At 43.8% G+C, this 15,949-nt stretch carries 10 protein-coding genes; 5 read left to right on the top strand and 5 right to left on the bottom strand.

What is annotated here, in order from left to right:
- Positions 1-300 precede the first annotated feature (300 nt).
- Positions 301-2,700 (top strand): TonB-dependent receptor, encoded by a 2,400-nt coding sequence (locus tag DI53_RS09520; RefSeq protein ID WP_037498259.1) that lies wholly within the window; start codon positions 301-303, stop codon positions 2,698-2,700.
- An 88-nt stretch (positions 2,701-2,788) separates the two neighbouring features.
- Here DI53_RS09520 and DI53_RS09515 read toward each other — a convergent pair whose 3' ends face one another.
- Complete coding sequence (locus DI53_RS09515) at positions 2,789-3,808, bottom strand: Rpn family recombination-promoting nuclease/putative transposase (protein ID WP_037498196.1); 1,020 nt, start codon at positions 3,806-3,808, stop codon at positions 2,789-2,791.
- Positions 3,809-4,095: 287 nt separating this feature from the next.
- On the opposite strand from DI53_RS09515, the gene DI53_RS09510 reads away from it, so the two are divergent.
- Together DI53_RS09510 and DI53_RS09505 are read left to right on the top strand one after the other, a co-directional pair.
- Entirely contained in the window at positions 4,096-6,624 is a 2,529-nt protein-coding gene (locus tag DI53_RS09510; protein WP_037498191.1) for a carboxylesterase family protein, read from the top strand.
- 78 nt (positions 6,625-6,702) lie between these two features.
- Entirely contained in the window at positions 6,703-7,338 is a 636-nt protein-coding gene (locus DI53_RS09505) for an HD domain-containing protein (protein WP_052072278.1), read from the top strand.
- A gap of 79 nt (positions 7,339-7,417) precedes the next feature.
- Here DI53_RS09505 and DI53_RS09500 read toward each other — a convergent pair whose 3' ends face one another.
- The 3 genes from DI53_RS09500 to DI53_RS09490 form a co-directional block, all read right to left on the bottom strand.
- Positions 7,418-8,416, bottom strand: coding sequence for a mannose-1-phosphate guanylyltransferase (locus DI53_RS09500; RefSeq protein WP_037498188.1), 999 nt, complete (start codon positions 8,414-8,416; stop codon positions 7,418-7,420).
- Positions 8,417-8,505: 89 nt separating this feature from the next.
- Positions 8,506-8,937 (bottom strand): adenylyltransferase/cytidyltransferase family protein, encoded by a 432-nt coding sequence (locus DI53_RS09495; protein ID WP_037498185.1) that lies wholly within the window; start codon positions 8,935-8,937, stop codon positions 8,506-8,508.
- 161 nt (positions 8,938-9,098) lie between these two features.
- Positions 9,099-9,566 carry an adenylyltransferase/cytidyltransferase family protein gene (locus DI53_RS09490; protein WP_037498164.1) on the bottom strand — a complete coding sequence of 156 codons (468 nt, stop codon included), beginning with the start codon at positions 9,564-9,566 and terminating at the stop codon, positions 9,099-9,101.
- A gap of 1,103 nt (positions 9,567-10,669) precedes the next feature.
- Here DI53_RS09490 and DI53_RS09485 point away from each other — a divergent pair.
- Entirely contained in the window at positions 10,670-12,190 is a 1,521-nt protein-coding gene (locus DI53_RS09485) for a hypothetical protein (RefSeq protein WP_052072277.1), read from the top strand.
- A 691-nt stretch (positions 12,191-12,881) separates the two neighbouring features.
- Complete coding sequence (locus tag DI53_RS09480) at positions 12,882-13,130, top strand: hypothetical protein (protein ID WP_037498163.1); 249 nt, start codon at positions 12,882-12,884, stop codon at positions 13,128-13,130.
- Between the two features lie 124 nt (positions 13,131-13,254).
- Here the strand turns inward: DI53_RS09480 and DI53_RS09475 are convergent, their stop codons facing one another.
- Positions 13,255-15,843 (bottom strand): beta propeller repeat protein, encoded by a 2,589-nt coding sequence (locus DI53_RS09475; protein ID WP_037498162.1) that lies wholly within the window; start codon positions 15,841-15,843, stop codon positions 13,255-13,257.
- Between the last annotated feature and the right edge of the window lie 106 nt (positions 15,844-15,949).

The following is a 15,949-nucleotide window of genomic DNA, read 5'->3' as shown; positions in this document are numbered from 1 at the left end:
AATGTTTTATAGGTGCTCCGCCTTCCAAATACCAACATCTAGCAGGATTGTTCCCAAAATAATAGGACCATGAAACCGAAATCAATATTTTGATTCCGAAAATAGGCCTTTTCATATTAATAGGATGTTAAATTATAAAACCGCCTGATCACCTGTGCGAGGTTTATCCGGATTTTTACGGTTTTTAGAACTAACCTTATCAAATACTTTCTTTTTCCCTTTGATTTATAGATCAAGAACAATAGATTTGCGCAATTTAAATTAAGTCCAAATAAGACTAAGACTATACACGCCATGTACATGAGAAAATTTCTACTTATCATTCCCTTCATTTTTCCGTTGCTTATCCTTGCACAGCAAAAAACCGAAATCTACGGAAAGGTACTCTCTTCAGACGGACAACCCGCGGAAAGTATTACCGTAAAACTTACACCACAATCCATAACTGTTTTTACGAATGCAAAAGGGATATACAGTTTTAAAAACATACAGGCAGGAAAACAAACACTGACGATTTCATCGGTAGGCCTTTCCACACAGACGCAAACTATTGATGTAGCAGGAAGCCGAATGGAAGTTCCCCCACTTTATCTTGTCGAAGACCGCGCGGCGCTGGATGAGATTGTTGTGAATGGCGTAGCCAACAGATACACGCGCAAAAGCAGCCCCTATGTGGCCAAAATGCCCCTAAGGAACCTGGAAAATCCACAGTCCTACGCGGTGATCACCAAAGAGCTGCTACAAAGCCAGGTGAATACAAATTACGATGATGCCTTGGCCAACGTAGCGGGGTTAGATAAGCTTTGGTCGTCTACAGGTCGGCCCGGTGATGGTGTAGCCTATTATACGCTTCGCGGCTTTACCACACAATCCGCCATGGTCAATGGTGTTGTTAGTATCGCAAGCACGAGTCCAGATCCTGCAAACCTAGAAACCATCGAGGTTATCAAAGGCCCATCGGGCTCATTATACGGCGGTGCTGCCGTGGGCTTTGGTGGTTTAATTAACAACGTCACCAAAAAACCGATAGACACCTTGGGCGGGCGCGTGAATTATATTTTCGGCAGTTACGACGAGCATCGTGTTACCGCCGATGTATATGGTCCACTTACCGCCAATAAGAAACTCTTAGGCCGTGTAAATACCGCCTACACGAACAATGGGACATTTCAGGATGCCGGTTTTAAAAGGTCTTTCTTCATTGCGCCATCCTTATTGTACAAACCCAACGAAAAACTAGATATCCTTTTCGATGCTGAAATCTATGATAGTAAAGCTACAAATCCGCTCATGGTATTTTTGAATCGTGGCCGCCAACTTCAGGCACGAACACCGGATGAGTTAGCGTTTGACTTTAATAAATCGTATACCAATAACGATGTCACCTTTCGTAATCCAACAACAACGCTACGCGGAAATGTTACCTACCGCATTAATGATCAGTGGACTTCGAACACAAGCCTCGTGTACAATCGCCGCAAAGCAGATGGATACTTCCAGTACGTCATGTATACAGGTGCTACGGATACGCTCATCGACCGTCTTGCGGCCAAACAAAATTATGTCGCACAAACCATCAACGCACAACAAAATTTTGTGGGTGATTTCCAACTTGGAAATATGCGCAACCGTCTTTTAGTTGGCCTTGACTTTCTATCGCAACGTGCGGAGACACACAACTCTCCGTATGTATTGGTTGATAAGATCAACACCTCTTTTGATGACCCAAGGTATTACAGCTTCGATGCGAATAGTATTGATTCGGCGATCGCTGCATCTACTTTTGCGGAAACAAATAATAGAGGACTTACCCAAGCTTACGGCGCCTACATTTCCGACGTATTAGACATCACGCCAAGCATGCACCTGATGCTCGCGTTGCGTATGGACTATTTTGATAACAAAGGAACGTACAACTTCGATAGGGACACCACTACCGGCATTTTTAATCAGGTAGCGTTCTCCCCGCGTGTGGGCTTTGTATATGAACCTATTAAAGACCAACTGTCGCTCTTTGCAAATTATCAAAATGGGTTTAGAAACGTGGCTCCAGTGGTGCAGCCTTTACCTGACATATCGGGCGACTTAAAGCCGCAGCAAGCCAACCAATGGGAGGCCGGTGTGAAGCTAAACATGTTGAACAATCGCTTGGGGCTAACCGCAAGTTTTTATGATATCAGCGTCACCAATATGACCCGACCAGAAAGTATTGAACGTGACGGACAGACATTTAATATCACTGTTCAAGACGGCACGCGTCTTAGCCGAGGCGTGGAATTCGACCTCACAGCAGCTCCTGTAGACGGGCTAAATCTTATCATGAGTTATAGCCGCAACAGCAGCCGGATCACGAACGCAGCAGCATCAGTGAACAACCTCCGCCCAACAGAAGCGGGGCCTAAACATCTTTTCAATGCCTGGGCAAACTACCATTTGCAAAACGGCTTCTTAAAAGGTGTCGGATTTGGTCTAGGCGTAAACTACGCTAGCGAAAACCTGGTGACCAACAGCCTGCCTACGGGTGTGTTCGTTGTTCCTGCATACACTTTGTTAAATGCAAGCGTTTCCTATGCTTACAAAAAATTTGATATTGCCGTGAAAGGCAATAACCTTACTGATAAGACATATTTTAAAGGATGGTCTACGGTAAATCCGCAAATGCCGCGCAGCATACTCGGCAGTGTAGCCTATAACTTTTAAAGAAAGGTACACGCCAGGTGAAGTCATGTAAAAGGCCTGATAAGTTTTGATCTTATCAGGCCTTTTACATATATAGCAACATAAACATTTACTTATTTCGCTGTTCGCGAACTTCTCTGACGTAATCAACAGTCACCTCCACCAGTTCGGCGATCATTTCGTCGCTCCACTCATTTCTATCAATCATTTTTTTTACTACGGCATAACTTTTGGCCTCTGATCCTTCTTCAAGGCCTTTGGCAATCCCTTGCTGTAAACCTTTTTCCAAGCCTTGTTGCAAACCTTGTTCTAGCCCCTGCTCCAGTCCTTTTTCCAAACCTTGCTCCAGTCCCTGCTCCAAGCCTTGTTGCAGGCCTCTCGTTATGGCTTCCTCCAACTGTTGCTCCTGGTACTGGCGAACCGCCTCTTGATCCCATTTCCGTTTTAAACTGATGTCATACATAGCACGTTCCTCCATGTTTAGTTTACTGTAGCGAGCTACATCAAATAGCTTCCCAAACAAAGGTTGCTGTAAATATGCCGGCGGACTATCCATTAATGGCATATTTTTTATAATATACAACCATCGATCCAAATCACTTTCCAGCTTGTCGCTCCCTTTCGTAAAGTTAAGCAATTGTATAAATATAAAATGTAAATCCTCATAAAAAATTGTACCCGTATCGCTGTTACAGAGACAGATATCTTGAAAAACTGCAGTACTTTCTGTCGCAGTAGAGAACACAAAGCCTTCCATCAGCACAATAACATAAACCGCAGTGATGCCATAGTTCCAACCCCTTCGATTGCCTTTAGGAGCTTGGTCTGCAATTAATTTCCCGCCATAGTAAAGCATCCGTTGTTTAAAATTCAGCTGCTGGCTGGTCTGCACTTCCAAAATGACTTTAGATCCATCGTCGGCCGTACAAGATAAATCTAAAATCACAGTACCTAAATCTTCCGCATCGCCCACATACTCATTCTTGTTGTAAGCAAGATCAACGATTTTCTTCTTCCCTCTAAATACTTCATTGATGAAATGAAGAAGTAAGTCCTTATTCACCTCCGATGCGAATATCCGTTTGAATGCATAATCTGTTGTCAGATCAATATAAATTGGATTTGTCATAAAACGTACTTATAATGGTTTAGTTATCAAGATAATAAAAAACGGCATTAAATACTAATAATTTTAGTATTTTTATTTTTCTAGAATTATTTCTCTTCCACTGTACATCCTACTTCAATAACCACCTATAATGAGGCTTCTGCTGTAACCTTAAAACGGAAATCGAATGAGCATACATGTTTCTAGCGGATAATAGATCATGCTGCCTGTATAAAATATGTCGAACGTACACTGATTAGCACTAATTTTTCTATTTTTAACTATACTTACATCACACCTATCCCACTATGAAGCATACCATCATCCGGATGATCATCGCCGCAATCGTCTTTTTTACAACGCATACATTTGCACAGGAAACCTACGCTTTTCGGGAAGGCTTGTATCTCGAGGTACCTTACACCTACGGACGGGAAGCGATTTATACCGATCACTTCCTATGGTCCTACTATGGAAAAGATTTTAAAAAACCTGCTGAAAACACCGCTTTCCTGAGCGGCACGGGACAATCATCATGGGTCAAAGTGTCGGCAGATACATCGGGATTCTTCCGTCCGCAACGCACGACCAGCGGAGACCTACGTTCACCAAACAACCCGCCGGGGCCAGGAAGAGTCGCTGCGCAGTCTGCTCAAAGCACCAATCCTGCTTCCCAACAATTCCGCGGTCCGCGATCCAGTTACTACTACTTAAGCTACACAGCGGAAAAAGAGCAACCTGCCATCCTAAATATTAAGGGGAATAGCGCTGTTCTGGTCAATGGTGAGTTGCATGCTGGCGATCCTTACCGTATGGGCTACATGCACCTGCCTATACAGCTTAAAAAAGGCCGGAATGAATTTTTTGTACGAGGAGCTTTTATAGCCGCCAGCCTGCAGTTCCCGAGCAAAGTAGCTACTTTCGCTACAGACGATCTCACCCTGCCGGACATTGTACAAGGCCGCGATAATAACAATTTAAAGCTGGGTATCGTTATTGTAAACAATAATTCCAAAGCATTGCAGGGTCTGCATGTGGAGAGTAACATACAGGGTAAATCACAAATGGTATCACTTCCCATCATCCCTGCTAAATCTACACGGAAGGTCGCAATTGTTGTTGATGCGTCATCCGTCCAAACAGTGGGCGAGGTTGCGGCAAAACTGCACCTTTTGCGAAACAAAAAGATGCTAGACCATGCCACTATTGCACTACGCAGTGTTACGGCCGATGTCCCTTACCGCGTCACTTTTACCAGCAAGATTGACAACAGCTTACAATACTATGCCGTGAATCCCGCCCAAGGCGGCGAAAAACCCGGCCAAGCACTCTTCTTCTCCGTACACGGAGCCGGTGTCGAAGCGCTAGGGCAGGCGCAAGCCTACGCTTCCAAAGATTGGGGCACGCTTGTGGCGCCCACAAATCGGCGCCCGCGCGGCTTTAACTGGGAGGACTGGGGTAGACTGGATGCTCTGGAGGTGTTGCAGCTCGCCAAACAGACGCTCCAGCCGGATACACAAAAAATTTACTTGACGGGGCATTCCATGGGCGGTCATGGCACGTGGTTTTTGGGCGCTACCTATCCGCATCAATGGGCCGCGATTGCACCATGTGCCGGCTATCCTACGCTGAAAGGCTATGGCTCTGCAGATGGACTTATTCCGGAAAAAGCAGCAACGCCAATGGAACAAACCTTGCTCCGCGCCAGCAACCAGAGTGATGTTATCGCTTATGCTTCCAATTACAAAAACCTAGGCGTATACATCCTTCACGGTGATGCAGACCGTACCGTTTCCGTAGATTACGCCCGGCAGATGCGTGGTGTTTTGAGTGAATTTCATCCTGATTTCAGCTACTATGAATACCCCGGTGGCTCACATTGGTATAGCAACGAGAGTGTCGATTGGAAGCCGCTGTTTGACTATTTCAAGTGGCACCAGCGTAAGCCAGACAGCGCCATACATCACATCGATTTTAAGACGGCCAATCCCGGCATATCTGCTAGCTATGCTTGGGCAACAATCTACCAGCAGCAAATACCCTTGGAATATGCACACCTACAAATCTCGCGCAACATTGCAGATCGAACGCTAGCAGGCAACACGAAAAACATAGCCTCTTTAACATTAGATATAAGCGACTTTCCTGTTGGCGATACCATCGCTGTGCAGCTAGATAGCCTCGAAACGATCGCCTATTACTTCAGCGATTCTACGAAAAACAGTCTCTATTTGCATAAGGCAAACAACCGCTGGCAACTGGTAGATGTTCCGAGCAAAGCGGATAAAGGTCCACATCGCAACGGCACGTTCAAAGAAGCATTTAATCACCAGATGTTGTATATCTATGGCACAAAGGGAAACCCGGAAGAAAATGCTTGGGCCATAGAAAAATGCCGTTACGATGCCGAATCTTGGTACTATCGAGGAAATGGCGCATTTGACATCATTGCCGACGTCGATTATAATGAGCAAGATCATGGAAATCGAAACGTGATTTTAGTGGGTAATGCGCAAACGAACAGTGTTTGGAAAAAACTCTTAGCTGATTGCCCTATATCTGTCGGCAGAGGAAGAGTAACGCTGGGCAACCAGCAGTTTGACGGAACGGATATTGGCGGCTATTTTCAATGGAAACGGATGGATAACGATCAGCTTTCCGTCGCCGTCATCACGGGGACTGGCATAGCTGGTATGCGTGCAGCTACCGCTAACCAATATTTCGCGGGCGCAAGCGGTTTTCCCGATTACATGTTTTTTAATAGCAACATGCTGAAAGACGGAGCGACTGGTGTTATTAGCGCTGGTTATTACACGAACCAGTGGAAGCTCGACTAGCCAGGTACATGCTGATGCGGCAACCTTGATACGCGTCAGCATGTTTTCAAAAGCAGTTGCATCAAACAAAGCAAATCTATGGAAGTTGATACTATAAAAATGAAGGCCAACTATATGGCTTGCTTACGCCCTTACACAACGGACAAAAAGCTCATGGAGGAATGCTGGCAGGAAGTGCTTGCTGCCTATACCGACCCACGTCGCCATTACCATAACCTGGAGCATCTGCAAAATTTCAGTAATCAATTGGACTTTTGTAAAGCTAAATTAAAGGACTATCCCACCGCATTTCTAGCCCTTATCTACCATGATATCGTCTACTTTATGAAAGATGGGAGCAACGAGGAAAAAAGCGCGGACGTTGCGAATGCCCACCTCCAGAAGTTAGGCTATCCTTCGGCGCTTATTGCCCATTGCGTGGAGCTTATCCTAGCTACAAAAACGCACGCCGGTCAGGAAAATGATGATGTCAATTATTTTTTAGATGCAGACATGTCAATTTTAGGGACAGACAAAGCCTACTATGAACAGTATGCGGTAAACATCTGGAAAGAATATGATCAGTCGCCTCAATTTGGACAAGGCCGCAAGCGCGTGCTCCAACATTTTCTAGCTATGGAGCGTATCTTTAAAACAGATCTATTTTTCGAACGCTATGAGCAAGCAGCACGTCGTAATATTCAAGCTGAAATAGCGGCTATAGACAGAAATTGATGGGTTAATTTGCTTTGCAAAAGCCTTTAAGCTAAGCGCTACTACCTGATGCAAAACCTCAGGCGGTAGCGCTTACTTATTAGTCGATTAATTTTGATTGATGTTTTTCAAGTGTATTGTACACTTTTTTGACGTCCTGCGATTTTTCTTTTTGGACAAAGAGCAGTGCATCGTCAGTATAGACCACAATCGTGTTCTTCAATCCGACGAAAGCAGTGTACATATCCGAGCCAATGATCATATTCCCATTTTCATCCACCGGATAACCTGTGGAGCGCAAATAATCATACAGTGATTCAAACGAGCCCAAGTCAGACCACTGAAATTGTGTCGCTACGACACGAATCTTTTTGGAGCGTTCCATCACGGCATAGTCGACGCTAATGGATGGTATCTTTTTAGAAAAACCTTCATCCAGTCGCCCTTCCTTTTGATGCTGCCATGCCGCCAATGCTGTTGCATAGACTTTCGGTTCAAACTGCTGCAGCTCGCTTAAAAATGTGTCTGCGCGGAAGCAAAACATACCGGAATTCCACAGAAAATTCCCTCGTTCTATAAAATCCTCTGCCGTATCGTGGTTTGGCTTTTCCCGGAAAGAAAGCACTTTATCACCCTCATATTCAATATAGCCATAGCCGGTTTCTGGCCGCGTCGGCTTTATGCCAAAGGTGATGATATAGCCTTCTTTGGCTTTCGCTATTCCTGTTTGTATCGCCGAAGCATAATCATCTTCCCCGACGATTACATGGTCAGAGGGTGTCACCACTAAAATATCATCCGGTGCGGCAGCAAAGGCAGCGAAGGCAATAGCGGCCGCAGTGTTCCGCGGCGTCGCTTCGACAATATCGATATATTCTACGCCTTGGCTATCGAGCACTTCCTTACTCAATTGATAATTATCACAATTGCCGACCACCATCACCTTATTACAAAGTTCACGGTTTCGCAACACGGTCATGCCAAAAAGAGAACCCTCTTTAAAGAGATTTAAATATTGTTTCGGATTGCTTTTTCGGGATAGGGGCCACAGGCGACTTCCCACGCCGCCCGATAATATAACATGTATGTTATTACTCATTTCTTTTTCTGTATCGCTATAAAGGTGTTATAGATCGGTAGTAGATATCAAACTACTATACCTTATCTATCCTATCCCTTGGTTGCTATTTACCCTTTCACCACTTTCTCGGCTTCTTTATCGGCAACGACTTTACGCAAGCCATGACTCGAAAAGCGGTGCGTCCGTTTGTTGTAGTGAATTTCAATGCCTTCCTCTACGCAGTATCTGCGACCAGTAAAGTCTTTATCACGGTATTCCTCACCGATAAAGCGCACCTGCACGTGTAGCGCTTGTAGGAGGTCAGCTAAATCCTGCTCCGTTTCGTAAGGGATGATTTCGTCAACGTAATGACAACCTTCCAGTTGAATATAGCGCTCCACCACAGTTTGTGTAGGTTTATTTTTGCTCGGATCCACTTCCGAAGGATCTGTATTTAATCCCACGATCAAGTAATCGCAGTTTCTTTTCGCTTCTTCCAACATCATGATATGTCCTGCATGTAGCAAGTCGAACACCCCAAATGTAATTCCTATTTTCATTTTGTATTATTAATCAGTTGTGCGATGTGTGTGATAGCGCTTGGTGGTTGCGAATATTCGCTACACGATAACATCCCATTCATCGTCACAAGCTTAGTTAATGCATTCATTTATAGCACAGAACCTGCGGCTTCAATAGCCACGCAAGATTGCAATCGAACTTATTTTGCTTTCTTTTTCGTTTCTTCCCCCATCAGCACCACCGTTCCATTCTTCTCTCTTTCCTTTTCAGCAACTGTACGACGAAGACCAGAACTTGAAAAGCGGTGATCACGGCTGTTAAAGTACAGATCAATCCCTTTCTCTTCGCAATATTGACGTCCGGTGAAGTTCTTTTCTTTGTATTCATCTCCCAAAATACGAACATCCACTTTAAAAGAACGTAAAATATCCTCCAAATCTTGTTCTGTAGCGTAGGGAACAATTTGATCGACATACTTACAGCCTTTTAGCTGGATATATCGTTCTACTACGGTCTGGGTGGGTTTATTCTTTTCCGGGCGGTCGAGCGTGGGATCTGTCTGCAACCCGCAGATCAAAAAGTCACATTGCTCTTTTGCATCTTCAAGCATTTTGATGTGTCCAGCGTGAAGGAGATCAAAAGCGGAGAAAGTTATTCCGATTTTCATGTTTTCTAATTCAAGATTTAATAGTATCCGAAAGTATAAGCAGCATTTTCATAAGAATTGAAGAGTTCTTACGCCTGTCAACCTTCTTTTGTTTTTTCAATGGTTGATATTTATGCGACTAATATACGGATTTTTAGTTTTCGTTTTAAAAAAAGAAGCAACCATACCATTATTTAATATTAATGTAACGTGCATACAAACAAGTAAACAACGGAAAATGGAAATTGTTATTTTTTTGTAAAGTTAGGTTTTGTTTTCAAACGGATTGTCCCTCGCTCAAACCCTTCCGCCGCATGCCGCGGCAGGGCAAATACTTTTGTAGGGCAAAAAGTATTCAAAACCCCGTCGCTTACTTTTGTTGCATCCTTATTGAATAGTGCAGAGGCAAATGTCTACAGACGCAACAAAACTGATGCGACATTGCGATTAATAATGATCCCTGCAATCACTTATCAACCAAAACTTTTCTATAAACTAAATACTAGATACTACAATCTATTTTCACTACGCACGATCAATCGAGCGAACGATAGGCCTGATCTACAAAGACCGATTAACGGCACTTTTAGGTTTCATCAAGCGATGGAAAAAGCAGATTGCTGCCGTGGCCTAGTGGATATGGGCAGGCATGATATTATTTCCCAAAATCCAATCTAAAAGGATTTTGGGATGTCATCTAGCCTGATAGGCAGCCTTCCGCTGCGGGTTGGGTTGTGGGGAATATCGCCTCGATGAAACAAAGATTTTTTGTATACTTTTTCATCTGAAAAAGTATGGCCCCGTCCGGGCATAGGACAAAGGTCCGCCGCATGCCGCGGCAGGGCAAATACTTTTGTAGGGCAAAAGTTATTCAAAACCCCGTCGCTTACTTTTGTTGCATCCTTATTGAATAGTGCAGAGGCAAATGTCTACAGACGCAACAAAACTGATGCGACATTGCGATTAATAATGGGAAGAAGCGATAAAATAAAGAAGACCTAAACTTCTCCCAATACGCTATACGCATTACGCAATACTCCACACTTACTACTTACTAAAACCGACAAAGAAATAGAAAAAATTGGACGAGGTACGATTATTGCTATATTCGCGTAAATTAAAAAATGAGAAAACTAGGCTTACTACTTTTTGCGGTGACGTGCATTCAAAGCGCAGTAGCTCAATTATACTACCAACCTTATTCTTTCCAACATTATAATCGCTATACAAAAACTATTTACGGCGACTCTACCGTGCATACTGCGGTTAAGCCATTTGTCGGAAAAAATCTGGATAGTGCCTATGATCTCGTCCAGCGCGACAGCAGCAGAAGCTGGTTGCACAGGAAGCTTTTTCAGGAACACCTGATTGAGGTGGTGAAAGAAGATCACAGCTTCTACGCGGATTTTCTACCTGACTTTGTAATAGGACGACAAACCGGCACAAATGACAAAACGCTTTGGACAAATAGCCGGGGCGTGCAGGCTGGCCTTTCCATAAAAGATAAATTTACCTTTTACTTCTCCTTTTTTGAAACACAAGCGCGCTTTCCTACGCACATCGATAGTGCGGCTACTGCCCTAGGCGGTCTGCCTGGACAAGGCTTCTCCAAAAACATTCCAACGCATGAATTTGACTGGATGAATACCACAGCTAATCTAAACTATAAGGTGAGTGATGCTTTTATGGTCAGTTTGGCTTATGACAAGATGCATATTGGAGAAGGTTATCGCTCGGTGCTTTTGTCTGACAATCCCTACAATTTCACGCATGCGAAATTTTCCGGGACGGTAAACCGCTTTCAATACAATTCCGTTTGGGCGTATATGTTAGATCGCCGGAATCCTCGAATCTATAACCCCAATAGCGTAGACATCGAGCGTTTTGGGAACGCCTCGAAATATGCCTCTTTCCACTACATTGATTATTTGGCGAGCAGCAAGCTTACCTTGGGCTTATTTCACTCCCTCATTTGGTCGCGCTATAGTGAAAGTAGCGATAAGAAAGTTAATGGCGGACTGGGGCTTAACGTGAAGTATCAGCCTTGGGATAAATACATTATCTACGGTCAGGCTTTTGCTGATGATCTGGGGAAGATCTCGTTCAGCAAGGACGGCGATAGGCGTATGGCCTACCAGCTGGGTGCGAAAACTTACGACTTCTTGTCGGTAGAAAACTTAAATATATCAGCAGAGTTTAATCAAGCCTCGCCCTACACCTACCAGCACCCCAACAACAGACTGAACTACAGCAGCGATGGAGATCCACTGGCACACCCCAATGGCGCGAACTTCAGGGAGGTGCTTGGTATTGCTACTTATCGCTGGAAACGCTGGGATGTTTACGGACAAAGTATGTTTGCTCGTTACGGTGATGATGCAACAGCTGCAGACAACTTCGGCGGCGATATCTTCAAGAGCCAACCCGGTGTAGATCGCTTTCGCATCGGTCAAGGGCAGGCTACGAATTTGTTCTACAACGAACTGCGTGTCGCTTACGTCCTCAATCCGAAGTATAACCTTCGTTGGGAACTTGGACTTATCAATAGGCAGCAAAATATCATCAGCAGTGGTGAAAAGATAAATGCGACCATCTTTACAATAGGTCTTCGCTCCTCATTCCGTACATTCCAAACGGAGTATTAGTAGCCTGATCATAGACGAAAATGATGCAAGATCCTACATAGAAGTCTATTAGCGATATGCAAGCTCCGACTAATTTATACATTATACAACAGCACAAAAAAAAAGCGATATTAAGAAAATACCGCTTTTTTAGAATTAAATATATGTGTGTATATGTATGTGTCTTTTAGATCTGCGTAGCTTGATCTTCTGTTTCGTTAGGTTCTTCCAGAATAGCCATCAAAAGCATGTAGTATCCCTTATTTAAACCCAATTGTGCTGCTTTTACTTCTATATTTTCCATGGTGGTGTATGTTAAGTTCTTATTTATTTGTTATCTGTTATACCTTTTTCAAAGCGCATACCAAAAACCGATAAAATAGCGAGTACCGCATTTATTTGCTTGCTATTAGGTGTTTTCCGTGAACATGGTTCCAAGATTGGTAGAAAACTACGTTAAATACGTTCTAAGGAAATAAAAAGACCTGACTTCTATGTGAACATGGTCTTTCGCGCATCGTTTCACGCCAAATATTTCCTAAAGAAGCCATGTTTGCTAATCATGTTTCATTGTGGAAAATAACCGTGTAACAGGGCAACGACAAAGCCTTGTAGTTGAAACGCTACAAATAACAATCCCGTACAAATATTGTCAAAGAACCCGATTATTAAATAATACTTTTGTGACTTATCAAATCAATGCAACCTACCCATGAAAGAGATAGTTCAATTAAGCTTAGCCGGATCAGACGGTTCACAACACTGGTATTCTGCGCAAATAGATCAAAATGAGAATAGCATCTCTGTTACTGTAACAGGCTACAAAGGCTTTAAGGAGATATTTCAAATCGCGAAAGATGGAAATAGCTACAAAGTAAGTCCGCCGAACATCTCTAGCATGAAAAGTGGTGAAACGGAGCTTTACAAAAAACTGCAAATCATCGGAAGCCGGTACTTGTAACCGTTTATTTGCAGACGGCAGCTCAACGCCTGTTTTTCGTGAAGGAATAAACCCGCAATGGGGAGCGGGATATTTTATAAAAAGGCTCTCCCGCGTATCGAGGAGAGCCTTGATTTAACAAACTTTACTGAAAACTATATTGTTTCCAAACCATTCCATCGTAACTGTAGGCAAAGGAATTTAGATCAGAACCCACGTACCAGCCTGAGCGAGACGGTGCGAACGTATGAAATTCATTCCATGCGATCTGGGTAGGCTTAAAAGTGGTATCGATGCGTCTTAAGCTCCAAGTTATTCCCCCATCAGGACTATACAGCGCATTCGGCTCATAGGTTTCCACATCAAGCAGTATCATAACCTCGCCGGTGTTTCGATTATATTCCATCGCGATTAGACTTGGACGCAGGCTGTTTGCGTAACGTGGCAGCAACACGGACGACCAGGTCAATCCGGCATCTGAAGATCGCATGAGGTTGTAATTGCTACAGATGGCTAAGATACTGATGTAGCCCGTTGATTCGGCCAGGCTTATATGCCTTATTTTGTTGACACTATTCACACCTGCTAGAACGATGTCGGTGAAATTTAAAGGAAGTCCAGATGCTGATCGAACACCTCTCACAATATTACCAGCGCTTGTTCCGATCAACAAATGAAAATCAGCATTTGTCTTATTGAAAACGGATACCGTTGTAAAATCTGCGGTTCGACCGGTCTCCATTTTGATATACTCGCCGTTGGCGACATTAAATCGGTACAAGGCACCATTGTCTCCGACAAGTACCACTGCCGTCATATTAAAAGGCACGCGCCAAAAGCTTTGGATCAAGTCATTTAACACATCTTCAGAAGCAAATGAGAAATTGTTGTACCGAAATGTCTTCTTATCCGCATCTATCCACGAAAGTACATTCACAAAGGAATTTGTGACATGTTTCGGAACTTGCGCCGCCGGGATGTAGTTGCCCTGAACCTTATCAACGTTTGTCAGTAGCCTTACCTCTACATTACTGTCCAGTGTTGGGTTGCACATCACAAAAGCACTGCGAGCATAAAAATCCCCGCCTTTGTAAATACGCAGGGTAGCGACATTTTTATTATACAGCCGGTTTGCATAATAATCACCCACCTGAAATGATTTATAAACATCGACGAAGGACTTAATCAGCACGCTGTTTCCTATTGGACTATTTGCCGTATTTTGATAGCCGATCAAGTAACAATTTTCGAATGTTAGCCAAGATGAATAGTTTCCGCTGGTTAAGTTTGAGCTGGTGAAACTGTCAATCGCAATGATTGTGTTGGAAATTGTTAAGGAGCTTATAGGAACCTGTATATAGATCAGTGAAATACCTACCCCCGATTGCAAACCGAGTTTTTGCAACACAAACTCTGAATTTTGAATTAGAATATCACCGTATGCCGTCCCTGTAGCTCGATTAAATAAAGGGATAGCATCAGCGATGGATGTGCCCGTGATTTTCATGTCGTCGACAAGAAAAAACGTCGAACTGTCGCCGCCTGTAAATAGCGCCAAGCTTCCAGACTCCGTATTCATTAAAACGTTTCCGCGAACGCCTTTCATCTCCCCGCTTCGCAATACACTAAATCCATTAATATCCTTCACCAACAGATTTTCCACGTAGGTATACTCGGCGTTGTTACAGAAATAACCTGCACTGAGCAGGCCTTCCGCGTAGCAATTTATAAAACGAGCAGCGACGTAAGGGTAGGGATTCGCTGGATCATCATCCATATGCCCGTCAAAGCCATTGCCGGTCCCCAACGTGGATATTGCCCTGCATTCTTCACAGATAAGATCGTTTTCGGACGCATCAAAAGTAAGATAATGGAAAAAAATCCCTGTTCCCTCCTCAGTGCGTGTCTCACACCTATAAAAATATCCCGAGCGAAAGAGCATGCCGTGGTGATAGAAATCATGCGACCGAATATTTTCGAAGTACCCGCGTGTTTCTCTAAAATTCAAGCCATCTCTAGACATGGGCGCCACCCAATCGATATTTCGAATATCGATAAGATCAACATCTGTCCACAGCACTTGGCTATCTGCGTTGGTGATTTCTATGGTATAATTTGAAGGTGCTTGCGAAAGGGATACGTACATAAAATAATTACCGGCAGGATATCCGTCTGCATAAGCGTCTACATAGCCGAACCAATGTGCGTTATCTGGATTAGCCTCCAGATAGGCCAACGCTTGTGCTTGTGATAATGCATTTGTCGCCCATGTGGCACCCAGCCGCTTGCCATTAGCAAAAGCCCGCGGAATAGATCGGGCTGGCGTGCCCGCCGTGTAGTAATGGCGAACCCGATAGATATGGTTATATCCAGCTACCTTTGTTAGGCTTGCGGTTGGCACAATATGCAAATTCCGCATCTGTGGCTGGGGGCCGCTTCCGTATACATCGACGTGAAGAAAACTCAATCCTTCCCCTATCGTCACATCTTCATACCGAAACACGGAGCCGCGTTCGATTAAAAGTGTATCTCCTTCAGCAAGTAATGAACTTGCTTTGGCAAGGGTCAATACGGGCGTTCCAGCAGTAAGGCCATTATTAGCATCGCTAGCTACCGGGCTAGCATTAGAAACGTATACAACTTTGGTGATACTATCTGGATTAATGTCTACGAGATCAAAGCGTATACTGTCGGCCGCTTTCCCAGCGGCCTTCTGTTTTTTGTCAACCATCATCCTGTTTTATTTTTATATGATTTTATATGCTTATTCCCTAAATGAGATACAAATTTCAAGGTACGGTTCATTCCGCACCGTTATTAATCAAAAAATGTGACCTTAC

Origin of the sequence: Sphingobacterium deserti, assembly GCF_000757725.1 — a bacterium.
Taxonomy (GTDB): domain Bacteria; phylum Bacteroidota; class Bacteroidia; order Sphingobacteriales; family Sphingobacteriaceae; genus Sphingobacterium; species Sphingobacterium deserti.
Note: the sequence above shows the minus strand (reverse complement) of the source record. Positions and strands in the feature narration are given on the sequence as shown.

Excerpts from the sequence above, each read along its gene's own strand:
- DI53_RS09520 (WP_037498259.1), top strand. The coding sequence starts at position 301 with ATGAGAAAATTTCTACTTATCATTCCCTTCATTTTTCCGTTGCTTATC.
- DI53_RS09515 (WP_037498196.1), bottom strand. The coding sequence starts at position 3,808 with ATGACAAATCCAATTTATATTGATCTGACAACAGATTATGCATTCAAA.
- DI53_RS09510 (WP_037498191.1), top strand. The coding sequence starts at position 4,096 with ATGAAGCATACCATCATCCGGATGATCATCGCCGCAATCGTCTTTTTT.
- DI53_RS09505 (WP_052072278.1), top strand. The coding sequence starts at position 6,703 with ATGGAAGTTGATACTATAAAAATGAAGGCCAACTATATGGCTTGCTTA.
- DI53_RS09500 (WP_037498188.1), bottom strand. The coding sequence starts at position 8,416 with ATGAGTAATAACATACATGTTATATTATCGGGCGGCGTGGGAAGTCGC.
- DI53_RS09495 (WP_037498185.1), bottom strand. The coding sequence starts at position 8,937 with ATGAAAATAGGAATTACATTTGGGGTGTTCGACTTGCTACATGCAGGA.
- DI53_RS09490 (WP_037498164.1), bottom strand. The coding sequence starts at position 9,566 with ATGAAAATCGGAATAACTTTCTCCGCTTTTGATCTCCTTCACGCTGGA.
- DI53_RS09485 (WP_052072277.1), top strand. The coding sequence starts at position 10,670 with ATGAGAAAACTAGGCTTACTACTTTTTGCGGTGACGTGCATTCAAAGC.
- DI53_RS09480 (WP_037498163.1), top strand. The coding sequence starts at position 12,882 with ATGAAAGAGATAGTTCAATTAAGCTTAGCCGGATCAGACGGTTCACAA.
- DI53_RS09475 (WP_037498162.1), bottom strand. The coding sequence starts at position 15,843 with ATGATGGTTGACAAAAAACAGAAGGCCGCTGGGAAAGCGGCCGACAGT.